At 51.0% G+C, this 22,886-nt stretch carries 22 protein-coding genes and 3 tRNA genes; 20 read left to right on the top strand and 5 right to left on the bottom strand.

All coding sequences use genetic code 11. The features are described 5' to 3' along the window. Nucleotides 1–26 precede the first annotated feature (26 nt). A complete protein-coding gene (locus AC2JF8_RS07790) occupies nt 27–1,019 on the top strand; it encodes a tagatose 1,6-diphosphate aldolase (RefSeq protein ID WP_500762538.1) in 993 nt (330 codons plus the stop codon). A gap of 56 nt (nt 1,020–1,075) precedes the next feature. On the opposite strand, the gene AC2JF8_RS07785 is transcribed toward AC2JF8_RS07790, so the two are convergent. Next, nucleotides 1,076–1,837: a MurR/RpiR family transcriptional regulator gene (locus AC2JF8_RS07785; protein WP_500762536.1), complete on the bottom strand. Its 762-nt coding sequence runs from the start codon at nt 1,835–1,837 to the stop codon at nt 1,076–1,078. Nucleotides 1,838–1,956: 119 nt separating this feature from the next. Here AC2JF8_RS07785 and pfkB point away from each other — a divergent pair, with 119 nt between their 5' ends. Together pfkB and AC2JF8_RS07775 are read left to right on the top strand one after the other, a co-directional pair. Next, nucleotides 1,957–2,895, top strand: a complete 939-nt coding sequence (pfkB, locus tag AC2JF8_RS07780; protein ID WP_500762534.1) for a 1-phosphofructokinase — start codon at nt 1,957–1,959, stop codon at nt 2,893–2,895. Then, the gene (locus AC2JF8_RS07775) at nt 2,888–4,807 is read left to right on the top strand and encodes a fructose-specific PTS transporter subunit EIIC (RefSeq protein ID WP_500762532.1); all 1,920 of its coding nucleotides are present in this window, start codon (nt 2,888–2,890) and stop codon (nt 4,805–4,807) included. Before pfkB ends, AC2JF8_RS07775 begins: the two co-directional genes overlap by 8 nt. A gap of 150 nt (nt 4,808–4,957) precedes the next feature. Here the strand turns inward: AC2JF8_RS07775 and AC2JF8_RS07770 are convergent, their stop codons facing one another. The 3 genes from AC2JF8_RS07770 to AC2JF8_RS07760 form a co-directional block, all read right to left on the bottom strand. Continuing rightward, a complete protein-coding gene (locus AC2JF8_RS07770) occupies nt 4,958–5,542 on the bottom strand; it encodes an NAD(P)H-dependent oxidoreductase (protein ID WP_500762530.1) in 585 nt (194 codons plus the stop codon). Continuing rightward, nucleotides 5,542–6,078, bottom strand: coding sequence for a TetR/AcrR family transcriptional regulator (locus AC2JF8_RS07765; RefSeq protein ID WP_500762528.1), 537 nt, complete (start codon nt 6,076–6,078; stop codon nt 5,542–5,544). Before AC2JF8_RS07765 ends, AC2JF8_RS07770 begins: the two co-directional genes overlap by 1 nt. A 196-nt stretch (nt 6,079–6,274) precedes the next feature. Continuing rightward, the gene (locus tag AC2JF8_RS07760; RefSeq protein WP_500762526.1) at nt 6,275–6,904 is read right to left on the bottom strand and encodes an SAP domain-containing protein; all 630 of its coding nucleotides are present in this window, start codon (nt 6,902–6,904) and stop codon (nt 6,275–6,277) included. Nucleotides 6,905–7,482: 578 nt separating this feature from the next. Between AC2JF8_RS07760 and apf the strand changes: the two genes are divergently transcribed. From apf to AC2JF8_RS07710, 10 genes are all read left to right on the top strand, one after another. Further along, nucleotides 7,483–8,145 carry an aggregation-promoting factor gene (apf, locus tag AC2JF8_RS07755; RefSeq protein ID WP_500762524.1) on the top strand — a complete coding sequence of 221 codons (663 nt, stop codon included), beginning with the start codon at nt 7,483–7,485 and terminating at the stop codon, nt 8,143–8,145. A 183-nt stretch (nt 8,146–8,328) separates the two neighbouring features. Then, entirely contained in the window at nt 8,329–9,396 is a 1,068-nt protein-coding gene (locus AC2JF8_RS07750; RefSeq protein ID WP_500762522.1) for an SEC10/PgrA surface exclusion domain-containing protein, read from the top strand. A gap of 68 nt (nt 9,397–9,464) precedes the next feature. Continuing rightward, a complete protein-coding gene (locus AC2JF8_RS07745) occupies nt 9,465–9,980 on the top strand; it encodes a GNAT family N-acetyltransferase (RefSeq protein WP_500762520.1) in 516 nt (171 codons plus the stop codon). A gap of 83 nt (nt 9,981–10,063) precedes the next feature. Next, nucleotides 10,064–10,135, top strand: a tRNA-Gln gene (locus AC2JF8_RS07740). Nucleotides 10,136–10,349: 214 nt separating this feature from the next. Continuing rightward, nucleotides 10,350–11,054, top strand: coding sequence for a glycerophosphodiester phosphodiesterase family protein (locus tag AC2JF8_RS07735; protein WP_500762518.1), 705 nt, complete (start codon nt 10,350–10,352; stop codon nt 11,052–11,054). Nucleotides 11,055–11,157: 103 nt separating this feature from the next. After that, nucleotides 11,158–12,339 (top strand): aminotransferase class I/II-fold pyridoxal phosphate-dependent enzyme, encoded by a 1,182-nt coding sequence (locus tag AC2JF8_RS07730; protein ID WP_500762516.1) that lies wholly within the window; start codon nt 11,158–11,160, stop codon nt 12,337–12,339. Between the two features lie 63 nt (nt 12,340–12,402). After that, nucleotides 12,403–12,484: transfer RNA gene (locus tag AC2JF8_RS07725), tRNA-Tyr, on the top strand. A 7-nt stretch (nt 12,485–12,491) separates the two neighbouring features. After that, nucleotides 12,492–12,563, top strand: a tRNA-Gln gene (locus AC2JF8_RS07720). Nucleotides 12,564–12,783: 220 nt separating this feature from the next. Continuing rightward, on the top strand, nt 12,784–13,899 hold the full coding sequence (locus AC2JF8_RS07715) for a hypothetical protein (RefSeq protein WP_500762514.1): 1,116 nt from the start codon (nt 12,784–12,786) through the stop codon (nt 13,897–13,899). Between the two features lie 76 nt (nt 13,900–13,975). Further along, a complete protein-coding gene (locus AC2JF8_RS07710; RefSeq protein WP_500762512.1) occupies nt 13,976–14,674 on the top strand; it encodes a GntR family transcriptional regulator in 699 nt (232 codons plus the stop codon). A 44-nt stretch (nt 14,675–14,718) separates the two neighbouring features. Here the strand turns inward: AC2JF8_RS07710 and tagD are convergent, their stop codons facing one another. Next, nucleotides 14,719–15,105 carry a glycerol-3-phosphate cytidylyltransferase gene (tagD, locus tag AC2JF8_RS07705; protein WP_500762510.1) on the bottom strand — a complete coding sequence of 129 codons (387 nt, stop codon included), beginning with the start codon at nt 15,103–15,105 and terminating at the stop codon, nt 14,719–14,721. Between the two features lie 118 nt (nt 15,106–15,223). Between tagD and AC2JF8_RS07700 the strand changes: the two genes are divergently transcribed. The 7 genes from AC2JF8_RS07700 (at nt 15,224) to AC2JF8_RS07670 (ending at nt 22,879) form a co-directional block, all read left to right on the top strand. Further along, complete coding sequence (locus tag AC2JF8_RS07700; protein ID WP_500762508.1) at nt 15,224–15,961, top strand: WecB/TagA/CpsF family glycosyltransferase; 738 nt, start codon at nt 15,224–15,226, stop codon at nt 15,959–15,961. Beyond that, on the top strand, nt 15,958–17,055 hold the full coding sequence (locus AC2JF8_RS07695; RefSeq protein ID WP_500762506.1) for a glycosyltransferase: 1,098 nt from the start codon (nt 15,958–15,960) through the stop codon (nt 17,053–17,055). Before AC2JF8_RS07700 ends, AC2JF8_RS07695 begins: the two co-directional genes overlap by 4 nt. Nucleotides 17,056–17,125: 70 nt before the next feature. Further along, nucleotides 17,126–18,604 carry a nicotinate phosphoribosyltransferase gene (locus AC2JF8_RS07690; protein ID WP_500762504.1) on the top strand — a complete coding sequence of 493 codons (1,479 nt, stop codon included), beginning with the start codon at nt 17,126–17,128 and terminating at the stop codon, nt 18,602–18,604. Beyond that, nucleotides 18,601–19,431 (top strand): NAD(+) synthase, encoded by an 831-nt coding sequence (gene nadE, locus AC2JF8_RS07685; protein WP_500762502.1) that lies wholly within the window; start codon nt 18,601–18,603, stop codon nt 19,429–19,431. Before AC2JF8_RS07690 ends, nadE begins: the two co-directional genes overlap by 4 nt. 200 nt (nt 19,432–19,631) lie before the next feature. Then, nucleotides 19,632–20,186, top strand: a complete 555-nt coding sequence (locus tag AC2JF8_RS07680; protein WP_500762500.1) for a hypothetical protein — start codon at nt 19,632–19,634, stop codon at nt 20,184–20,186. Then, on the top strand, nt 20,096–21,202 hold the full coding sequence (locus AC2JF8_RS07675; RefSeq protein ID WP_500762498.1) for an ATP-binding cassette domain-containing protein: 1,107 nt from the start codon (nt 20,096–20,098) through the stop codon (nt 21,200–21,202). The genes AC2JF8_RS07680 and AC2JF8_RS07675 overlap by 91 nt, the downstream gene beginning before the upstream one ends. Before the next feature lie 15 nt (nt 21,203–21,217). Next, nucleotides 21,218–22,879 carry an ATP-binding cassette domain-containing protein gene (locus tag AC2JF8_RS07670; RefSeq protein WP_500762496.1) on the top strand — a complete coding sequence of 554 codons (1,662 nt, stop codon included), beginning with the start codon at nt 21,218–21,220 and terminating at the stop codon, nt 22,877–22,879. Nucleotides 22,880–22,886: the final 7 nt, after the last annotated feature.

The following is a 22,886-nucleotide window of genomic DNA, read 5'->3' as shown; positions in this document are numbered from 1 at the left end:
AAAGTGAATATTAAAGGAGATTTATAATGAGAACAATTTCTTCCACAGTTGCAAAACATATGGAAAACTTGTCGACTAAAGACGGCATCATCAGTGCTTTGGCGATTGATCAACGGGGCTCACTCAAGAAGATGCTCGCTGCGGCTGCCAACAAACCGGCTGACGAAACAACCATCGTAGACTTTAAAAAGGCTGTTTCAAGTGAACTAACGCCGTATGCTTCATCGATCCTGACTGATCCGGAGTATGGCTTGCCGGCTACCAAAGTTAGGGACAAGAATTGCGGCTTGCTTCTTTCTTATGAAAAGACCGGCTATGACACGACTGAACCGGGCAGAATGCCAGATCTGATTGCTGACCAGTCTGGTCTCAGGATTAAGAATGAAGACGGCGATGCGATCAAGTTCTTAGTCTACTATGACCCAGATGAGGGGCAGGAGATTAACGACAAGAAGCAGGCTTTCGTTGAACGAGTTGGTGCTGAAGCTAAGGCCAATGATTTGCCGCTGTTTTTGGAAGTTTTGACCTACGATGCCAACATTGCCGACGCCAAGAGCGAGGAATTTGCCAAGGTTAAGGCCGACAAGGTTCTGCAAACGATGAAGGAATTTTCAAAACCGCAATACGGCGTGACCGTCTTAAAGGTTGAAATTCCCTTCAATCTGAGCTATGTCGAAGGCTTCAATGGCGATAATAACGTTGTTTACACGCAGGACGAGGCCAAGAAGCTCTTGAAGAGACAGTCTGAAGCCACTGACCTGCCGTACATCTTCTTATCGGCCGGCGTAACCAGCGAAGAATTTATTGCCGAAATCAAGATGGCGGAAGCAGTTGGTGCCGACTTCAATGGTGTCCTCTGCGGTCGTGCTACCTGGAAACCAGCAATCAAGCCGTTTGCTGCTGAGAGCGAAGCGGCCGGACGCAAGTGGCTTGCAACCAAAGGCAAGGAAAACATCGAGAACTTGAACGCTGCACTCAAGGGTGCAAAATCATGGCGCGATAAGTTAGACGTTGAATAAATCAGTCCAAGTAAAAAGTCTTCTATCTATGATCTTATATCAGATAGAAGGCTTTTTTATTCGTTCTTATAAAAGCCGGAGCGAACAGAATAAGCATCGCTGAAGATCCGCGTCATGATCTGCAGGGGCAGGCGCGAACGAACTTCATATTCGGGAAAGTAGTTGGTCTTGGATTGGTAGCCGACAAACGACAGGGTGGAAAAAGGCAGGATGCTCCCGGCAGAATTGGTCGTAAACGTAAGCAGCGGAACGTCGTTTTTGCTCAATGTCCTTGCCGCCGCGACCAGTTCCTCCGTTTCACCGTTGAGGGTAATAAAGATGACCACGGCGTCGCGCTTGATCTTGCCGGCAATCGTTCGGATGATGTTGGGATCGGAATGAAACTCGCAGTATTTGCCGGTCAGCTGCAGCTTGACCATCATCTCGTGTGCGATTGATTCCGAGAGTCCGCGGGCAAAAATATAGACGATGCCGGCCTGCCGCGTGAGGGAGATGCTGTCCTCGATCGTGCTGTAATTCAAGTTGTGCAGGGTGTTGTTCATTTCAATTTCGTTCTTGGTGATCACGCTGCGGATCTTGTCGTCGGCGTCGTTTAGAACGCTAAAAGTCGAAGCAGAGGAATTTTTGAGCTTCAACGCCTCACGGTAGGACGTGTAGCCGCTGTAGCCCATCTTCTGCATGGTGCGCACAATCGTGGCGGTCGAAACGTGGGCGTACTGGCTCAATTTCACAATCGACATCTGGGCAATTTTATCAGGATTGTTTTCAACGATGCTCCACAGGTGCAATTCGGCCGTGCTAAGTTCTTTATTTGCCATTCAAATACCTCTTTTTGTAAAAGCTTTTCCATTTATCGCGGTAAACGCTATCATTTTGGAAAAACGTTACCACATAATATCTTTATAATAGATCAAAAGGCAAGAAAGGAAGAGAAATTTTGATTTACACAATAACCCTGAATCCTGCAATTGATTTAGTAATTGTAACAAAAAAGCTGGAACCCAAGGTTGTCAATAGGACCGAAAGCTTCGAACTACAGCCCAACGGCAAGGGCGTCAACGTTTCGTTTATCCTCCAAAAATTGGGGATAGCCAATGTGGCCAGCGGAATCGGCGGGGGCTTTACCCTTGATTACGTTGCGGCTGGTCTTGAGCAGAAGGGCATTAGCACCAATTTTCTGCGGGTCGCGGAACCGACACGGGTGAATGTTTTTACCAATGTGATTGACCAAAACACCGAATACAAGGAGGTCAACCCCGGTCCGACAATCGGCCCGGAGGTCCAAGGAAAGTTCCTGGATTATCTGACCGCAACGCTCCAAAAAGGGGATATGGTTGTGGTGTCAGGCAGCTTTTCCCAAGGCATCACGCCCGCCTACCTGGTGAAAATTGCGCGCATTGCGCAGGAAAAGGCCGCTAAACTGGTGGTTGACAGCAGCTACATGGCGGTATTGGACACGCTGGCGTATCACCCTTACCTGTTAAAGCCTAATGACGCGGAACTGGCTTCTTTCTTTGACTTTAAGGGAGAAATGACCCACGCGAAGACGGTGGAATTGGCGCGCAAGCTAATCCAAGGGGGTTGCGCCAATGTCCTGGTCTCGCGTGGTGCCAAGGGGGCAGCCCTGGTTACCGCAGAGCGTGCCCTGTTTGCCACCGCACCCCAGATCAGGGTGGTCAATTCCGCGTGCGCGGGCGACACGATGCTGGGAACCTTTATTGCCTTTTTAGAAAAAAACAAACCAGTTGAAGAAGCACTCAGAGTGGCGGTGGCTGCAGGCAGCGACACCGCCAGCCGGGTGGGACTGACTGATTTTGCACTAGAAAAATTATTACCGCAGATTACGGTTGAAGAAGGGATGAATGAAAATGGCTGATTTTGATTTAGTGGGGGCAACGGGTTGTGCAACGGGTGTTGCACACACCTTTATGGCCCAGGAGGCCCTGGAAAAGGCGGCCGCGAAGCTCGGCTATTCGATAAAAATCGAAACGCACGGCCAAACGGGGATTGAAAACAACTTGTCGGATGATGAAATCAGAAACGCTAAGGCGGTAATCGTCGCTTCCGATATTGACGTTGGCACTGACCGCTTTGCGGGCAAGCGCCTGGTGGTTGTTCCCGTTGCACGGGGCTTGAAGGAGCCAGAAAACCTGATTAAGCAGGCACTAGCCGCGCCGGTTTACAAGGACGGGCAGGCAGCTGCGCATTCGGATTCAGGTGCTGCTGGCAGCACCAGCTTGGGCAACACCATCTACACCTCATTGATGAACGGGGTCTCCCACATGTTGCCGTTTGTGGTTGCCGGGGGCGTCTTGATTGCTATTTCTTTTTTCTGGGGAATTAACTCGGCCGATCCCAAGAGCGGCGAATACAACCAATTTGCGGCGATGCTCAACACCGTCGGCAGCACTACGATGAACCTGATGGCCCCCGTTCTGGGTGCATACATTGCCGAGGCACTGGCCCAAAGAACGGGCTTTGTCGTGGGTTTAGCGGCCGGCTTCATTACCTTTAATGGCGGTGGGGGCTTTCTGGGCGCAATTGTCGGCGGCTACCTAGCCGCAGTCGTCGTTTGGATGCTCCAAAAACTGTTCAAGGCCCTGCCCGACGACAAGTTTAGGGGACTCAAGTCGATCTTCCTGTTTCCGGTCTTGGGCGTTTTAATTGCCGGTGCAGTCATGTACTGGCTGAACACGCCAATCAAGGCCATCAACGTTGGATTGATGGCGTGGCTAAAGGGCTTTGAGAACACCAGCCCGATTCTTCTCGGCATTATCGTTGGTGCAATGTGTGCCGCGGACTTTGGTGGTCCGATCAACAAGGCCGCATACGTTACCGGCACGGTCCTGCTTGCACAGGGCAATTACTACTTCATGGCCGGCGTTTCGGCCGCATGTATCGCACCGCCACTTGCAACCGGCTTTGCCGTTCTGTTCAATCCCAAGGCCTACTCGAAGAGTGAGAAGACGGCGGGCTACGTTAACTTCTTGCTCGGCTCAACCCACATTACCGAGGGGGCCATTCCGTTCGCAGCCAAGCACCCGCTCTGGAATATCCCGGCGTTTATGATTGGTTCGGCCGTGGCTTCGGTTCTTACCTACATTAGTCGCATTAGCGTTCCGGCGCCCCACGGTGGCTTTATCGTCCTGCCGCTGGTCAACAAGCCCTTCTTATGGGTTTTGTGGATTGTCGTTGGTGCCCTGGTTTCAGGCGCCCTGCTGGCCCTGATTGCCGGTCGCTTTGCCAAAAAGGAGGCACCGGCAGCCGCACTGGCTGCTGGCGCGGACAGCATTAACGGTGCAGGTGCGGGCAATGCAGACAATAGTGCTTCCGCTTCCTATAATCCGGGCAATATTCTGGCACTCAGGAACATTGTCGTTGACGTTGATGTTGCCAGTCGGGACGATGCCCTCAAGTACCTGGCCGACTTGGCCGTCAAAAACAGCTTGGCAAGCGACCGTGAGCAGGTTCTGACGGCTTACCTGAAGCGCGAGGAGGAGAGCACGACGGGAATGACCGATGGCTTTGCGATTCCGCACGCCCAGTCGCCCGCAATTGCCAACTCGGCGATGCTGGTATTGAAACTCAAGCACCCGGTTGACTGGAATTCGCTGGACGGACAAAAAATTGACACGGTAATCTCGTTTCTGATTCCGCAGGTGGACAGCGATGAGCATTTGAAGTACCTGTCCAACACCGCCAAACTGCTGACCCATCAGGACTTTATTGCTGAGTTAAGGGCGGCGAAGACGCCGCAGGCAATTATGGCACTGTTCAAAGCGCAGTAAGCAAAAATAATAGCTAAACGTAAAAAGCTTCCTATCCTAATGGTAGGAAGCTTTTTTAATGCACCTGCTGCCGTAGCAGGGCCGCCGCCGTGAGCGGCTTGGCAGAGTGCGTGTCTTTCTGCACTAACCTTTGAAGTTTTGTTTGGTGTTTTATTTGAAACGGCAATTTTCGACGTGCCGTAAGTATTTTTGCCGTCTTGCCAGCTTGGACACGGTGATTCCGCCGAAGTGCAGCCAGTGGCGGTCCTTCATCCCCAACTGCTTGAGCGTTTGGCCCATAAAGATGCGCTTGATCGCACTGCCATTGAGAAACCTAATGTAAAATTTAGGCGACGTTGAGGTGGTCAATACATAGGTGTGCCTAATATTGGTTAATTCGCCGTGAACGCCCGTGACGGACGTCGTGTGCGACAAGCCTGCGCCCTCCTTCATCACCTTGTCAACAAAGCCCTTAAGCATGCCGGGAATGCTGTTCCACCATAAGGGCGTAATAAAAATCACTGTGGTCGCATTCTGCAAAAGCTGCAAGTACTTTTTGACCAGTGGGTCGTGGGTGCCGCCACTGTGGAAAAGACGCAGCTCTTCTTTATCGTAAACCGGATTGAAACCATCTTCATACAAGGCAATGAGGTGATATTTTTGGTTGTGCTTTTGCAAGTTGGCCTCCACTTTGGTTAAAACGGCGTGGTTGAAGCTTTTTTCATAGGGGTGGCAGTAGATTATCAGTGCATGCATTATTTTGGTCCTTCCATTAATTGGGTTAGGGTTGTTTGGACTAGGGCGGGGTCGTAAGTGACAGCTTTATTCTTGATTAAGAGCGAATACCCCTGGATAAAGGACCAGATTTGGGTGAAAAAGTCTTGGCTGCTTAAATCAGACGCGTAATCGATCTGCTTGATAATTAATTGTATTCTTGCCAAAAATGGCGTGGTGGAGTCCGCTTCCTTTAACACGGCCGTAGCCTGGTCATTGAAAAAAAGAAAGTCCATCAGATTCGGGTGGTGCTGTGCCTCCTTGACAAAGTAGTCCGCGATTTGCAAAAGCTGCTCTTCCGGGGAGCTGCCAGCCGCGGGCATTTTATCGGCAAACGCTTGCGATAATCTTGCGGTGACTTTTTGCAAAAGGTCTTCTTTACTCGCAAAGTGCTTGTAAAAGGCGCCGGTGGTTAGCCCAATTTCCCTGGTCAACTTGCGCAGCGACAGGTTGTGATAATTTTGCTGGTCAATGACGGCAATTGCCCTTTTAACCAGCTGTTCTTCTGTTTGCTTCATTTTTATTTTCCTTTGGTAACAGTGTTATCTTGCTGTGAGAATTATGATAACACTGTTATCTGAAAAGTCAATTCTTTCAAATAAAAAAAGCTTCCCGAAAGGGAAGCTAAGAAGACGTGGAGGCTAAGCAGCCCCCACGTCTTTTTAGTGGTTGGGTGCATAAACTCGCGCTGATGCCTCAAGGCAGGGTGCAAGTCTATTTTCTGAAGCGACGCAGCAGCTGCTCGTTATCGGCTACGAGGCTGCGCCGGTACCTCTTTTCCTGGTCTGAATCACGCACCTGCCGCCAGAGCAGGGCCGCAACCTTCATGGGCGAGTTGAATTGCCTGCTGATGGGGTCCTGGTGAAAGTCGCGGACAAAATTGTTCCACTGGTAGGTGGCTTCCTCGCCAGTCTTGGCAGCGGGCTCAGTTTGCTTATAAGCAGCAATGAGGTCGGCCACGGTGGCCGCGGTGTCGTGCTTTTCTTCGATTTCACGCAGCTTGCTGGCCATCGTCTTGCGGAAGGAGAACTTGGCGACGCCAAAATAGGCGGCAAAGAACCGCCGCGCTTCCTGATTAAAGCGGAAGCCGGACGTCAATACCTTGGTGTCCGGCGTGATTTCACTGGCCTTCAGCGTGCTCTTCTTATTTCTTGGGCGTTTGGGGTGCACCGCGCTTGCGGGTCTGCCGCCGAGAAACGCGCAGATGTATTCCATCAATTCGTACTTGGTCCCGTAGACGGGTAGGTGATACTCACGGCATATTGCCTGCAGCTCGGTTTTGTACCAATAGTACTGCTTGAACTCGTGCACGCTTAGTTGGGACGAAAAATCCGGTCGTGTCATTTTTTCCTCTAAATAATTAATAAAGCTTCCCGAAAGGGAAGCCGTGGATAAGGATTATTCTTCGACTTTTTGCGCTGCGTTCATCGCGGCCACGATTGAAGGGTTCTTGGAATGGCAATCCTTGATCATTTGCAGGTCTTGTTCATCTAATTTAACTTCGTACTTCGTCATTTTCAACATCCTTTCTGTAAAAAACTTAGTTTTACTATAGCACTTTTTGGTGTAATAAAATAAAAAAGTGACAAATTAATGTTTCATTTATGTTACAAAATAAACTGTTTGCCATGCCGTTTGCACATTGCAAACACTCGTTCTTGTAGTAGGCAAACACCGTGCAAAGCATTGTCAAAGCGGGATTTTGCCTTTTGCTTGCGGCCGCACGCAAGATATTACAAGTGTGACAGTTATTTTAATGGTAGTAATCTTTTCTTAAAGGACAGGTGATATTACTGTTATGATTCTGAAACTTTGGCACTGTAGTATATAGACAATAAAACAAGTTAGGAGCCTTTGATTTTTAGTGCGCAATTAGTTCTAAAAATAAAAGATTTCAGATTTTTATTAAGGAGAGAATCTTTTTGAAGGTAAAATATATCTTAGTTAAAGTAGCGACGGTAGCAGCATTATCTGCTTCGGGTGTTGCGATTGCTAACGACGCAAAAACAAGCACCGTTCATGCGGCAACGATTGAGAATGATGCGGCAGTTGTGACCGTAAACTACGTTGATGGCAACGGCATCCGGGTTTGGAACAGTTACAAGCACCCTAAAGCTACCGGGCAAGTTTTACCAAGCAATTCTTCTTGGAAAGTCATTAAAACCGCCTACGATAAGAAGGGCCACAAGTGGTATGACCTGGGCAAGAACCAGTGGGTCAAGGCCAAGTATGTCAACAAGGGCTACCACGCCTTGAACGAGACCACTACGGCTGAATCTGCCGGTGCTGTTGCTACCGATAACAGCGCGGCAGTCACTAGTAATAACACTGATTACCAAACGTATGCGGCACCTGTAACAGATTCGGAGTCGGGTGCCAAGGCGTGGATTGCTAGTCATGAATCCGGCGGCTCATACAGTGCACAGAATGGCCAGTACATCGGTAAATATCAGCTTTCGTCTTCATACCTTGGCGGCGACTATTCGGCTGCCAACCAGGAACGGGTTGCAGATAACTACGTTGCCGGACGCTATGGTTCATGGGCAGCTGCTAAGCAATTTTGGGAAGCAAACGGCTGGTACTAATAATTTTACTTTCTACATATTGAGGTAAATAACAATTTAACAGTGAGAAAGGGTAATGGTACACAGGCCAGTGCCCTTTTTGCTTGAAGACTAATAAAATTGGCATTCAGTGCTAATAAGTTTTAGAATTGGGTATGAAGTTGTCAATAACCACTAAATAAGAGTTATGCGTGGGGAAGATCGATGAAAAAAAGCAAATTTAAGCTTGCCTTAATTACTATAATTACTATTATCGGGCTGGCTGCTGTTCCAGTATTTACACTAAACGAGCCTAACCAAGTCACTGCCGCAACGGTTAGGGGCTACGTCAAAGTAAAGACTAGCAAAAAGGTGCGGCTGTACAAATTATCGGGGAAGCACTCAAAATTTTATGCCGTGCCCAAGCGCCGTTACCCTTATAGTAGCAAAAAGAAGATTGGGGAAAACAAACGCACCGCGTATAAAATTGGCAATAATGCCCACTGGATTTTGGCCAAGGACGTTAAAAAAATCAGACTTGCCAAGAAAAAATCATATGTCAAGGCGCAGCTGAGGCTGCCAGCAGGCTATACGAGGGCCGAGCTGCTCAATGCTTACCAGGGCACGCCGAGCAATGCCTTTGTTGGTGCTGCGATGAAGGGGATGCAGGCCAACGACTTTAGCCGCACCAAGGCTAGTGAAAGCAGGGCCGATGACGAAATGCAGGTTGACCTGCGCCGCGTCACGCCGCAGCAGGTTGACATATTGGCGACCTTTGCCCTGCGGCTGATCAATGGGGCTAGGAGTGACTTGAACCTGGTTCCGTGGGTTGATAGTTCGGGAACGCGTAAGCTGGCCGCCGACATTGCGACGGAGTACGCTAAGGACAACAAGACGATTAAGGATGGCCACTACGTGCCCGGCATTGTGCGTGCATGCAAGCACAATGGGCTGGCCCTTGATGACAATTACATCGAGGACATGGCCGGCTTTTACAACCAGAGTCAGACAATGTCGATGACGGAACTGAAGAAGAGCGTCTACTTTGGTCTGAAGCAAATGATTTTTGGCTATACGGGCAGCGGTGAAGAGGGCCGCCGTGACCGGGGCTTATACATGGAGTGGGAGCATGCCGGCGACCTGTTCAACACGCAGGGCACGCAGCACGACGGCGACTATGATTACTTTGGCTTCAGCATGTCGCACACAAATAACATTTGCTCCATGCACTTTATCAGCGTGCCGTCTTACATCGTTAATAATAAGAAGTACAACAAGGGTTTTCGACCATAGAATATATGGTTACAAAAGCGCGACTTGATGCCAAGGGCTGCTTTGGTTTTATAAACGAAGGTGTGAAAATGTCGATTTACATGCGGTTGGCCCAGAGTGATGACCTGCCGACAATCATGGCAATCATTGATGAGGCTAAAAAATTGTTAAAGGCTGATGGCAGTCCACAGTGGCAGAATGGCCAGCCCAGCCAGGCGCTATTAGCAGAAGATATTGTCCGCCACCAGGCTTACTGCCTGGTGGTTGACGAGAAAATTGCCGGCGTTGCCGTCTTGCAGACTACGCCCGATCCCAATTACGCACAGATTGCCGGCCGGTGGCACAACACCCGCGACCAGTATGCGTCTATCCACCGCTTTGCGGTTAGAGGCGACTTGCGCGGCCAGCACTTGGGCCAGAATTTCATGTTCAAGCTGCTGGCGTGCGGGATGCTGCAGGGAATTTCCAATTTTCGCATCGACACCCATGTGGCCAATCAGCGCATGCAAGGATTGATTAGTGGTGCAGCCTTTCGCTACCGGGGCGTTGTTCAAGTTGACCAGACGAAGGACGGCGAACGGCTGGCCTACGAACTCAACTTGTAGAAAAGCGCGTTTAAGCTTGACTTGAGCGACATAATTTTTTATACTATTTGTTGTTGAGCAGGCAAGTAAAAGCTCAATGGCACTGGGTTATAGCCAAGTGGTAAGGCACTAGTTTTTGGTACTAGTATGCGCTGGTTCGAATCCAGCTAACCCAATTGTTCTCGCGAACACCCAACCCGAAATAAGGCAGTTCTTTATTGAACTGCCTTGTTTTTTTGCGCGTTTTTGCGGTCGCTGCAGCAGGTGTGCAAGATCGCCGCAAATTATTAGTGCGTTGCTATTTCCAAATCGAATAAATAGGTATAAGATATCCCCTATAATTTATGTTTGACGTATTTGTAACTAAGTCGAGGCATTAACAATAAAATTATGAATAGCAGCAAAAATAAAACCATCGTGTTTGGACACCGGGGCTACCCGGCAAAGTTTGTCGAGAACTCGCTAGAGGGCTTCCGCAGCGTCGTGCAAAACGGTGCCGAGGGAGTCGAATTTGACGTGCACCTGACCCGTGACGGAATCCCCGTGGTAATGCACGATGAGCGCGTTGACCGCACGACCGACGGTACGGGCTACATTAAGGACTTTACCCTGAAGGAGCTGCGGCGGCTGCACCTGGCAAACGGTGAGCCGGTACCCGAATTGCGGGAATTATTTGACTTGTTGGACGGGCGCGACATTGTGATCAACCTGGAGTTTAAGACGGGCATCATTCACTACCCGGGGATTGAAAAAACGGTCCTTGCCATGGTCAAGGACTACCACTTTCTGCACCCGATCATCTACTCCTCGTTTGACTACGTTACCCTTAAGAACTGTCAGGAGATTGCGCCCGAGCAAATCTATTGCTACTTGACGGACGAAGACGTGGCCAACTCGGCAAAATTGATTAAGGAAAACCACTTTGCCGGTATTCACCCCGGCAAGCTCCTGTCATCGTGTGAGCCGATTACCCAGCGCATCTGGACGGTGGACGATCCGCAGGTTGCGCGCAAGTACTTCGAGCAGCACGTTGCGGGCATCTTTACCAATAATTTTCCGGCAATGATAAAGCTGCGCAACCAGGTGCAGGGCTAAGGGGCAGATCAACAATAATTAACCTGAAATTAAAAAAAGATGGTAGAAAAACAAGCGCTGTAAAGGTATAATTTGGTTAATTAGTGGAAAGTTAGGTGTAAATATGGTTGATTTAAGTAAGTACATGAAAAAGGGCCTGGCAGATGCCCCCTCTAATCCAATTTTAAAGTTTGCTGACTATGCCAGCAAGATACCCGACGTTGTCGGATTTACCCTGGGCGAACCCGACTTTAATACCCCAAGCCACATCAAGGAGGCCGCTAAAGAAGCAGTGGATGCCAATCACTCCCACTATGCCCCGTCTAACGGCACGATGGGATTGCGGGCGGCCGCCAGCAGCTTTTTAGCCCAAAAATATGGTCAAAAGTATGACCCGGCAACCGAGGTCCTGGTGACTAACGGCGTGACCGAAGCAATTTTTGACACGGTCATGGCGGTAATGAACCCGGGCGACGTGATGGTGGTGCCGACGCCAACCTTCCCGCTGTACATGGGTGACGCCCAGCTGATTAATGCGGCGATCAACGTGGTTGAGGTCGACACGTCAAGCGACCAGTTTAAGCTGACGCCGGAAAAGCTGCAAGGGGTGCTCGACCAGTATGGCGACCGGGTGCGGATGCTGGTGATGAACTACCCGACTAACCCAACCGGTGTGATGTACAGCCAGGATGAACTCGATGCTCTGGCTGCCGTTATCCGCGATAAGCCGATTTTTGCCTTGTGCGATGAAATATACAGCGAGTTGAACTACGACCAGCCGCACGCCTCGATGGAAAAGTCCCTGCACGATCAGGTCATTCTGATGAACGGCATATCCAAGGCCTGGGCGATGACCGGTTACCGGATCGGGATTGTATGCGCACCGCAGAACATCCTGACGCAGATTGCCAAGGTGCACCAGGCCGCCGTCACAACCGAGCCGACACCGATGCAGGATGCTGCAGAGGAGGCCTTCAAGCACGGGATGGACGACAGCCTGCCGATGAAGGCAGAGTTTAAACGGCGGCGCGATGCCCTGTATAAGGGCCTGATCGAGCTGGGCTTTGACTGTGCCAGCCCCCAGGGCGCGTTCTATATTTTTGCCAAGATCCCGGCAGGACTTGAACAAGACGACACCAAGTTTATCTATGACCTGGTTGAAAAGGCCCACGTTGCCGTTACGGCCGGCTCCAGTTTTGCCAAGGGCGGGGAAGGCTACATCAGGTTTTCTTACGCTGTTTCGATGGCGCAGATCGAAGAGGGCCTGCGGCGGCTAGAAAAATACGTACGTGAAAATAAGAAGTAATTTTGCATAAATTTTGGCTTGCAATTGTGCACGTTTTTGGGTAAGATAATTAACGTGCATGACGGAGGAGTAGCGAAGTGGCTAAACGCGGCGGTCTGTAAAACCGCTCTCCCTGAGTTCGGCGGTTCGAATCCACCCTCCTCCATTGTCACTGGGTTATAGCCAAGTGGTAAGGCACTAGTTTTTGGTACTAGTATGCGCTGGTTCGAATCCAGCTAACCCAATTGAATAATAATAAAAGGCAGCTTGAGCTGCCTTTTTGCTTGGGCAATATGGACATGGACACGTAATCGGTCCGGGCAGCGCAACCGGCTTGCACAAATTTTAGGACAAAAACCGTGGTGCAGTCCTAGCGCTAGTTCTAAGATCGGTGCTGGTTTAACTATTAAGCGTGGAAAGGTAGTACAATAAAAGCTAGTTTGCTTTTCATAGGAAGGGAAGATTATGGCGAGACTAATTACAGTAGGTGCAGGCGGTGGCGAGATTAGCTGGCACGCGGCACTCAAAGACCTCAAAGCCGATGACGTTCTGCTGCTTGAGCCCGGATTCTACGAATTGCCGCAGGGGACTACCTTGGCGGACGTTACGGTCAAGGGGACGGGCAGCCTGCCGGAAGATACCACAATCTTGGGTTACATCAATGTTGATCAGGGCAGTCAGTTCGTCAATTTGGAGAACCTGTGCATCAATACCAACGACGATGCCAACAGCCTGTTTGTGCCGTCCGCGGCCAACACGTACCTGACGCTGCGCAACTGCGTGGTCAAGGGCTTTGGTGGTGATACCGCAGCGATTGCCGCTAACGGCAAGGTCACGCTTGAGCTCTTTTCAACGATGGTAATCAACGGGTCCGTTTCACTGTTTGAGGGTGCGGACTTTCGCCTGGAGATGAACGACTCGTCGATTGAAAATGTTTCCGATGAGTTCGGGGCACTGGCACTCGAGGGGCACGGCACGGCGATCATTAACAACTCACGCGTCCACGGCAGCATCGACACCTTCAACAAGTCCAACGCCGAGCTGGATCTCAATAATTCGGTCGTTGATTCGCTGCTGCTGCAGGGGCAGGTGTGGCTGAATATGCTCAACAGCACGGTTTTGTCCGCTGATGATACCTGTCTGTACGTCACGGACGAGACCTGGATCAACATCGTTGGCAGCGTCGTTAGCGGGGGCGTGTACCTGGACAAGGGTCCCCGGGCGATCATTCAGAACAGTCAGCTCGACCGCTTGGTTGCCGTCGGTGAGGCGAAAATCACGATGATGAATTCAATTATCGTTAATCATGCCGACTTTCAGGATAGCGCCACGTGCAGCGCCCACCGGGTGACCTTCAACGGCGGCAGCGAATACCGTTACTTCCTGGCGCTCAGCGACCAGGCGCACCTGACGGGCCACGACCTGATTTTTAATTCGAACGGCGCGGACCTGGCCGTGAAGAACCAGGCACGGATGCAGGCCAGCGTGATTGCCACCAGTGACAAGTCGATTACGGTTGAGTGCAGCCGCGACGCGCGGATCAACCTCTTGGGCATGAAGTGGACCACTAAGAAAAAGTGACGCAAAAAAGTTAATCGTTTTTAATTGTACAAGCTAGACCAATTTGACTATAATTAGTGACATGTGAGGTGTGCTAATGAAAGAGCCAATGTATATCAAAATCCATAATCAGATTAAGCGGGACATTGAACGCCACGTTTACAAGGTTGGCAGCAGGATTCCGGCCGAACGGCAATTGGCGCAAAAGTTTGGGGTATCGCGCATGACCCTGCGCCAGGCCATCAAGACCCTGGAGGATGAGGGGATCCTGGAACAGCGCTTGGGCAGCGGAACTTACGTCGCTAACCAGAAGGTTCAGGAAAAAATGTCGGGCATCATGTCCTTCACGGAAATCACCCACGCCAACGGCCAGGTCCCGTCAAGCAAGCTGATCTCCTACCGCGTCGGCAAGCCGTCTCTGTCTGAAAGCGAGCGCTTGCAGCTGGCCGAAGACCAGGAAGTTTTGCGCATGGAGCGGATCCGCTACGCTGATGAAGTGCCGATTTGCTACGAGGTGGTCAGTATTCCCCACCAACTAATCGTGAACGTGCCCAAGGCCGATATTTCGGCGCACCTGTACCAGACGCTGGAAAAAAGCGGCTACCAGATTGGGCGCGTGACGGAGTATATTTCGGCGGCCGTCGCTAATGAAAATGCGGCGCGCCTGCTCGATGCCAAAAAGGGCGAGGCCCTGATCACGCGTCTGCAGGTGACCGAACTTTCAACCGGCGAGCCGTTTGAATACACGCGGGCGAGCTACGTGGCGGACCGCTTTGAATTCACCTTTTCTAAGTAAAACAAAAACTCTGAACCACTTGTTTGCCGGTTGGTTCAGAGTTTTTATTTGAGGTCGTTTTTGATCTTGGTGGTGGAGATTCCGGGCGTGCGCTCAAGGTAGACGACATTGCAGCATGACTTCAGGAAGTCAAACTTGCCCTCCCAGTCGCTGCCCATTACAAAGGTGTCGACGTGATATTTTTGAATGTCCGTCGCCTTTTGGGCCCAGTTCTCTTCGGGGATGACCTCGTCGACGTAGCGGATGGCCTCCAGGATGTACTTGCGCTCAGCGTATGTGTTGTATGACTCCTTGTGCTTCTGCAGTTCGTTGAACTCGTCGGTTGACAGCCCGACGATGAGGTAGTCGCCCAGTTCTTTGGCACGCTTGAGCAGGCGCACGTGCCCGTAATGCAACAGATCGAACGTCCCGTAAGTGATTACTTTTTTCATAAGACGGTCCTCCCTAATATTTAGTTAATAATATCATATTTATAGAAATGGTTAAACAATTCCCGTGCTGCCTGATAGTTTGCTAAAATAAAAGTATGAAGCACAAGGAGAGATCATCATGGACAAAGTGAATGTTTTGGGCGTTGATTTTGATAACAAAAGTTTTCAGCAATTTCAAACGGCATTTAGCAGGCGGATTGACAAGCACCGCTCAACTTTAATCGTTACGGCAAATCCGGAAATAGTGATGGAGGCCAATGAAAATCCCGAGTTCATGAAGATTCTCAACCACCGTGCAGACTACATTACGCCCGACGGCATTGGCATCGTCAAGGCCGCCAAGATACTGAAAACGCCGCTTAAGGAGCGCGTGCCCGGCTATGACCTCTTTTCCTGGCTGATGGAGCTGGCTAATAAGCGCAGGCTGCGTGTCTACCTGATTGGGGCCCGGCCCAACGTGCTTGCCGCCGTCAAGGACAAGGTTGAGCACGAGTACGCCAACATCCAGCTCGTCGGGGCGCAGGACGGCTACTTTAAAGAGGACCTGGATATCGTTGCCTACCAGATTGAACGGGCGACGCCTGATCTGGTTTTTGCGGCCCTGGGCGCGCCACGCCAGGAGCAGCTGCTGGCACTGCTGCGCCGGGACAATCTGCGCGCCCTGATGATGGGCGTCGGGGGCAGCTTCGATGTTTTTGCGGGGGTGGTTAAGCGGGCACCCCAGTTCTGGCAGACGGCCCACCTGGAGTGGCTCTACCGCTTGCTGAGGAACCCGCGGCGCATTAAGCGGGTGATGATCCTGCCCCGGTTTATGCTCGAAGTGTACCGCGTAAGGGGAAAGAAGGGACAACCATGAAAATTTTGCATGTCAATGCTGGCCTGGAAACGGGCGGAGGGTTGACGCACATCATCAACCTGCTAAAAGAGGCCCAAATTACGGGCCAGGACTTTACGTTGCTCTGCCTTGCGGAGGGTCCGGTGGCTGCTGCTGCCAGGAAGGCCGGCTTGCGCGTCCGCGTGCTGGGGGCTACCAGCCGCTACAATTTGGGTGCGCTCAAACAACTGGTCCGGTTTGTCAACCAGGGCAATTACGCCGTTGTGCACACCCACGGCCCCCGCGCCAATTTGTTTTTGGCACTGATCAGACGCCGGGTTAACGCTAAGTGGTGCGTTACCGTGCACTCCGACCCCTACCTGGACTTCGCGGGGCGCGGGCTTTTAGGGCGTATTTTCACAGCAGCAAACCTGGCTGCACTCAGGAAGGCCGACGGCGTTTTTGCCGTGACGAAGCGCTTTGCACGGCTGGTGACGGACAAGGTCCGCGTTGAGCCGGACCGGGTGCACGTGATCTATAACGGCACCTTTTTCCACGGAAACGGCGCGCTTGCGCCTAAAATTGCCCACCCGTACTTTAACCTGGTCAACGTTGCCCGGGCCGAGAAGGTCAAGGGCCAGGAATTGCTGCTGCAGGCGCTGAACAAGCTCAACAACCCCAGCGTCCACCTGTACGTTGCGGGTGCGGGAACGCAATTGGCGCACCTGCAGGAGGTGGCTCAGGCGCTCGGCCTGGGGCCGCAGGTCAATTTTATGGGGCACATGACGCAGCCGCAGCTGACTGAACTGTACCGGGAAATGGACCTGGCGGTTCTAACGTCCTATTCCGAGAGCTTTCCCCTCGTCTTGCTGGAGGCCAGCGACAACCTGCTGCCGCTTTTATCCACTGCTGTGGGCGACATTGAGGTGCTGATCCCGGACGCTCGGCACGGCTTTACTGCGCGTGTTGGTGATGCAGATGACATTGCACGTGCACTTCGCCGAGCCGTGGCCACGCCATCAGGTGAACGAGAGAAGATGGCCCTTCGTGAAAAAGATTACGTGGCCCAAAACTTTTCGCTGCAGCGGCAGCTAGCCACCATTGTACGGGTCTACGCGGGGCTTTGTGCACGTTGATTGATTGTCTAACCGGTCCTGAGCGGTTATAATATAACAGAATTGGTTAGAACTAAGTTAAGAGGATATCATGTTTTATCAAGAACTAGACCAGGAAGATTCGCTTATCCTGCATACGGACCTGTACGAACTCAATATGATGTACACGTACTTTAAGAAGGGGATTGCCGACCGGCACGCCGTCTTTGAGGCGTACTACCGGAGTGAACCCTTCGGCAACGGCTACTGCGTTTTTGCGGGCTTGGAGCATGTGATTATGTACCTGCAGCACCTGAAGTTTAAGGAAAGCGACCTGCGCTACTTGAAGGAAGAGGTCGGCTACGACGATGATTTTATTGACTACCTGCGCCACTTTGAAATGAAATTGACGGTGCGCTCAATGCGCGAGGGCGAACTCGTATTTGCCAACGAACCCCTGGTCCAGGTCGAGGGTCCGCTGGCCCAGTGCCAGCTAGTCGAGACGGCAATTTTGAACATCGTCAATTTCCAAACGCTGCTGGCAACCAAGGCCGCGCGGGTTAAACTAGCCGTCCAGGGTGACCAGGTGATGGAGTTCGGCACTAGGCGGGCCCAGGAAGCCGATGCTGCCGTGTGGGGCGCACGGGCAGCCTATATCGGCGGCTTTGATTCCACTAGCAACGTGCGGGCGGGCAAGCTGTTTGGCATTCCGGTTTCCGGTACGCATGCCCACTCCTTGGTTGAGGCCTTTGGCAGCGAGTATGAGGCCTTTAAGGCGTACGCCGAAACGCACCGCGACTGCGTGTTTTTGGTTGACACGTACGACACAATCAGGAGCGGCGTGCCCAACGCAATCAGGGTGGCCCAGGAAATGGGCTCCAGAATCAATTTTCAGGGCGTGCGGATTGATTCCGGCGACATGGCTTACACCTCCAAGCAGGTCCGGCGCGAGCTCGACAACGCCGGTTTCCCCGCTGCTAAAATCTATGCTTCGAACGACCTGGATGAAACGACCATCACCAGCCTGAAGATGCAGGGGGCCAAGATTGACGTCTGGGGCATCGGCACCAAGTACATCACCGCTTACGACCAGCCCGCCCTCGGTGCAGTGTACAAGCTGGTCGCGGTCGAAGATGAAAACGGACAAATGCGCGATACGCTGAAGATTTCGGCCAATGCAATCAAGGTGTCCACGCCGGGCAAAAAGCAGGTTTGGCGGATCAGGGCCAACACGCAGAAGAAGAACGAGGGCGATTGGGTCGCGCGCAGTGGGATCGATCCGCGCAAGTTTGACTCGCTGTACATGTTCCACCCGCAGTACACCTACATCAACAAGGTGGTGACGGATTATGCTGCCGAACCGCTGCTGAAGGAGATCTTCCGCGACGGCAAGCTGACCTATGACCAGCCCGCGCTTATTGACATCAAGAATTTCTGTGCCGCAAACCTGGACGGCCTGTGGGATGAGTACAAGCGGATGCTCAATCCCCAAGAGTATCCGGTTGATCTCTCGCAAGATCTGTATGACAGCAAGATGAACTTGATTCAAGACATCCGGCGCACGATTAGGAAAAGGGGGTTTAACGCATGAGACCTTTACAAAAAGAAATAGCTGCCTACGAGCACGTGCTGCCTGAAATTGACCCGCAAAGGGAAATTCGGCGGTCGGTTGACTTTTTGAAGGACTACCTGAAGGCCAACCCGTTTTTGAAGACGTATGTGCTGGGGATTTCCGGCGGACAGGATTCAACCTTGGCGGGCAAGCTCGCTCAGATGGCGGTCACGGAGATGCGACGGGAAACGGGCGATGATGCCTACCAGTTCATCGCCGTGCGCCTGCCCTATGGTGTGCAGGCCGATGCCGACGACGCGGCGGACGCCGTGGCTTTCCAGGAGCCCGATCAGGACCTCCTTGTTAACATCAAGCCAGGCGTTGATGCGCTGGTGGCCAGCCTGAATGCGGCCGGCCAGACGGTTAGCGACTTTAACAAGGGCAACATCAAGGCCCGTCAGCGCATGGTGGTGCAGTATGCGATTGCGGGCGCGCACCGCGGCGCGGTGGTCGGCACCGACCACGCGGCCGAAAACTTTTCCGGTTTTTATACCAAGTACGGCGATGGGGCGGCTGACCTGACGCCGCTGTTCCGTCTGGACAAGCGGCAGGGCAAGCAGATGCTCAAAATTTTAGGCTGTCCCGCGCATTTATACATGAAGAAGCCGACGGCCGACCTTGAAGAGGAGAAGCCGAGCTTGCCCGACGAGGCCGCACTCGGCGTTAGCTACGAGGACATCGACGACTACCTTGAGGGCCGCAGGGTGGCAGACGATGCGGCCGCCAGGATTGAGGACTTGTGGCGCAAGAGTGAGCACAAGCGCCACCTGCCAGTGACGGTCTTTGATGATTTTTACCGTAAATAACACTGAAAAACTCGGGAAAATATTTGCTTGAAGCAGTAGGTGAGACTAGCATGCACGCTTATGCTTTTTGTTGCGTTTTCCCACTTGTGGGGTTGACAATAGCCTGCTAAGTTAAAAGCAAAATAATTTATTTTTAAAAAACTACCGCTTTATGTTAAAATATGGCGGTAGTTTTTTAATTTTACCGAAAGAGAAGCGCAATGACACTTAAGAACCTGTTTAAAGTCAACCTGTTGCGGGGAAGCCTGCTGCTAATTATTTATGTTGTCTACTCTTATACAGGGACCGCAGCGGCTTACCTCTCTAGGTACGCCCTAAACGCCTTAACACGTAACGACCTGGCAGCTTTTTTATACTGGTGCACCGTTGAAATCGTGGTTGCCATCGTGAGCAGCTTGCTCTTAGCTATCAGCACGTACCTGTTTAACCAGCAGATACAGCAGTATATCCATGTCCTCAGGGACAAGATTATTCATCGTTATTACCACGATGGCGGTGGCGAAGTTGCCGCAATGCAGAACATTTTAAATAATAATATGAAGATATTGACGGATGAATACGCCAAGCCGTGGATTCTTATCCTGAGCAGCAGCTTGATGCTCCTGATGTCTATCGGCGTGTTGTTTTCCATGCACTGGACGCTGGTCATAGCGACAGTTGTCACTTGTGTCATAGTGCTCGCTCTGCCGCAGTTGAGCTCAAAATCACCGCACGCGCAACTAGGGCAGCCTCCCAGAAAAACGCCGTCTTTTTAAAGACGGTTGCTGACTGGTTCAGCGGACTGGGCGTGCTGCGCCGCTATCATGCAGTCAACCGGCTGCAGCGTGCGCTTAAGCAGGACAGTGCCGCTCTTGCCGCTGCCAGCAAAGACAAGCAAAAGGCCCTGAGCATTGCAGACGGACTAAACGGATTAGGCAATTCAATTGGTCAGGTCGGCATTATCCTTTGGGGCGGCCTGCTCTTCTTTAACCACCAGCTAGACCTCGGTGGTTGGCTTGTCGCGGGTAGTTTTGCCTCTTCAATTTTTGATGAGTTGTGGGACGTAATTGATTCCATCACGCAGATAAAGGCCACCAAAGACCTGCGCACCGAACTGCACGCGTTGACCCAGGATGCTGAGACGGATAATGAGGAGGACGCTTCTCCCGCTGCCATCAGCGTAAAGGGATTGGTGATAAATTACGGGGGCCACCAGATAAAATATCCGGACTTCACAATCAAGGCCCGCGACAAAGTCCTGCTTAGTGGAGACTCGGGCACCGGCAAGTCAACCCTTTTTAAGGCCATCTTGGGCAAGTTGCGGCCTGCGGCGGGCGCCATTGAATATTACAATGAAAAGGGTGAAGTGACTGCGCCCAACTATAGACGGATTGGCTATGTGGCTCAGGACGGCATTCTTTTCCCTGACACGATTGCAAATAACGTGACAATGTTTCGGCACTATCCCAAAAGTCAGCTAAACAAGGTGATTGATTCGGTTGAACTAACTGACGATCTGGCCAAGTTTCCCCAAGGCGTAAACACGACAATCAACCTCGACACCCCCAACGTTTCTGGCGGTCAAAGACAAAAAATTATTTTGGCAAGAGCCGAGTTAAAAAGACAAGATATATTGCTGCTAGACGAACCAACTAGTGCGATCGACAGCAAGGCTAGTACCAAGATTATCAAGTCACTGCTAAAAAGCGATCAGACCGTGGTCATGATCGGCCATAATTTGCGCCCGGACGTGCAGGAATTATTTGACTACCGGATTAACTTGAGCAGGTAAGCGGGAGGGGAATTTATGAAAATCAAAGATTTGGGGCGTGTAAATCCGCTAAGTTTTATCAGTACCATAATAGTTAGGCTGCTGGTGCCTGCTTTGGCCTTGTTAGACGCGCAGGTTGGAATATACCAGGTCAATGCCATTCAACAAGTTAATTTGCCCAAGTTTTTAAAGCTAACGGCGCTATCTTTTGTTTTGCTAGTGGTCAGTTACTTAATAGAATATCTATTTGACTATATCTTAGCGAAGCAAAAAGAGCGCTATAAAATGGTTTTGAGGGCCAAAATAGTTGACCACCTCTGTTACACCAAGCAGGAATATTCGATTGCCCAAGTACAGAACTTTTTGACAAACGACCTGGTCCAGGGTGAAGAGAACTACCTCGATGCTTTTTTCGATTTGGTTGGGGGCTTGGGCTACGTTGTTTCTGCTTTAGTTTTGCTGTTTACCATCCATTGGACCATGCTAGTTGTTATTTCCGTGATGGTAATCATATCATTGCTTTTGCCCAAGCTAATAGAAAAACCGCTGCAAAGAGCGATGATGGGCATTTCTGACAGCAACAAAAAGTATCTTGATACAATAAGAAAATGGCTGACGGGAATAGATGAGCTACAACGATACTTTTCTGGCGGTCACCTTTTTGCGGTGTTAAGCAAATCTTCGCAAAAATTAGAACAGGCTAATGTTAAGGAAGTTCAGGTCAATCAATGTCTCAGCTTTGTTAATGAAGTTATTGCACAATTTATGCTGCTATTGCTATATGCTGTGACTGGGTATCTGATTGTATCTAAGCAAATAGCTTTTGGCGTGATTTCAATCGTCCGCGACCTCAAATATTATTTAAGCAGCGGTATTGAGGCGATTACCGCGGCCCGTGGGACCATGGTTGGAGCCACCAGTCTTAATAGGCAGATTGAAGATTTGTGCTTGCCAATTGGTAGGCACAAAGAATCCGGTGCAGATTTAGGGGAAGTAGATGAAATTGCCACGGCTGGTTTGCAAATGGCCTTCCCGAATGGTGAGAGCTTGCAGCTGCCCGATATTAAAGTTGAACCTGGCCAAAAAATATTGTTAACGGGCGAGTCGGGCGTAGGCAAATCAACCCTGCTTAAAATCCTGGCCGGTGAACTCATGCCCAGTTCTGGTCGCGTGCTTTACCGGGGAGGACAAGGCAATCTGGCTCGTCCTGATTTAAGTACAATCGGATACCTGCCCCAAGACGCGGTTCTGTTCCCCGCCAGCATAGTCGACAACATAACCATGTTTGACGAGCGCTTGGCCCCACTGGTGCCGGGCTTGGTTGAAGACATGCAGCTGCAGCAAGACGTCGACGAGCAGAAGCTGAGCCTGCAAACAAAACTTGATATGACTAAGCTGAACATTTCTGGCGGTCAAAGACAAAAAATAGTTTTGGCACGCGCACTAATTTATCAAAGCAGGGTCATTCTGATCGACGAGGGGACCAGTGCGATTGACGCACAGGCAACTATAAAAGTCTTACGCAAAATCATGAAAACTGATGCCAGTGTCGTCTTCATTGCACATAATTTAAGTCAAGAAATGAAACGACTCTTTGATTGCGAACTCCATTTGTTCAAAAATAACAGTGGAAATTTGCGCCTGACCGTGAAATCATTGACTCGTGAAAATGATGGCTTTTCACCTCAAAGCAGTTAACAAACTT

The organism is Lactobacillus sp. CA30L, assembly GCF_059900845.1.
This window is presented reverse-complemented; position numbering and strand designations above follow the sequence as displayed.

Coding starts and splice junctions, on each gene's coding strand:
- AC2JF8_RS07790 (WP_500762538.1), top strand. CDS start 27: ATGAGAACAATTTCTTCCACAGTTGCAAAACATATGGAAAACTTGTCG.
- AC2JF8_RS07785 (WP_500762536.1), bottom strand. CDS start 1,837: ATGGCAAATAAAGAACTTAGCACGGCCGAATTGCACCTGTGGAGCATC.
- AC2JF8_RS07775 (WP_500762532.1), top strand. CDS start 2,888: ATGGCTGATTTTGATTTAGTGGGGGCAACGGGTTGTGCAACGGGTGTT.
- AC2JF8_RS07770 (WP_500762530.1), bottom strand. CDS start 5,542: ATGCATGCACTGATAATCTACTGCCACCCCTATGAAAAAAGCTTCAAC.
- AC2JF8_RS07765 (WP_500762528.1), bottom strand. CDS start 6,078: ATGAAGCAAACAGAAGAACAGCTGGTTAAAAGGGCAATTGCCGTCATT.
- AC2JF8_RS07760 (WP_500762526.1), bottom strand. CDS start 6,904: ATGACACGACCGGATTTTTCGTCCCAACTAAGCGTGCACGAGTTCAAG.
- AC2JF8_RS07750 (WP_500762522.1), top strand. CDS start 8,329: ATGAAAAAAAGCAAATTTAAGCTTGCCTTAATTACTATAATTACTATT.
- AC2JF8_RS07745 (WP_500762520.1), top strand. CDS start 9,465: ATGTCGATTTACATGCGGTTGGCCCAGAGTGATGACCTGCCGACAATC.
- AC2JF8_RS07735 (WP_500762518.1), top strand. CDS start 10,350: ATGAATAGCAGCAAAAATAAAACCATCGTGTTTGGACACCGGGGCTAC.
- AC2JF8_RS07730 (WP_500762516.1), top strand. CDS start 11,158: ATGGTTGATTTAAGTAAGTACATGAAAAAGGGCCTGGCAGATGCCCCC.
- AC2JF8_RS07715 (WP_500762514.1), top strand. CDS start 12,784: ATGGCGAGACTAATTACAGTAGGTGCAGGCGGTGGCGAGATTAGCTGG.
- AC2JF8_RS07710 (WP_500762512.1), top strand. CDS start 13,976: ATGAAAGAGCCAATGTATATCAAAATCCATAATCAGATTAAGCGGGAC.
- tagD (WP_500762510.1), bottom strand. CDS start 15,105: ATGAAAAAAGTAATCACTTACGGGACGTTCGATCTGTTGCATTACGGG.
- AC2JF8_RS07700 (WP_500762508.1), top strand. CDS start 15,224: ATGGACAAAGTGAATGTTTTGGGCGTTGATTTTGATAACAAAAGTTTT.
- AC2JF8_RS07695 (WP_500762506.1), top strand. CDS start 15,958: ATGAAAATTTTGCATGTCAATGCTGGCCTGGAAACGGGCGGAGGGTTG.
- AC2JF8_RS07690 (WP_500762504.1), top strand. CDS start 17,126: ATGTTTTATCAAGAACTAGACCAGGAAGATTCGCTTATCCTGCATACG.
- nadE (WP_500762502.1), top strand. CDS start 18,601: ATGAGACCTTTACAAAAAGAAATAGCTGCCTACGAGCACGTGCTGCCT.
- AC2JF8_RS07680 (WP_500762500.1), top strand. CDS start 19,632: ATGACACTTAAGAACCTGTTTAAAGTCAACCTGTTGCGGGGAAGCCTG.
- AC2JF8_RS07670 (WP_500762496.1), top strand. CDS start 21,218: ATGAAAATCAAAGATTTGGGGCGTGTAAATCCGCTAAGTTTTATCAGT.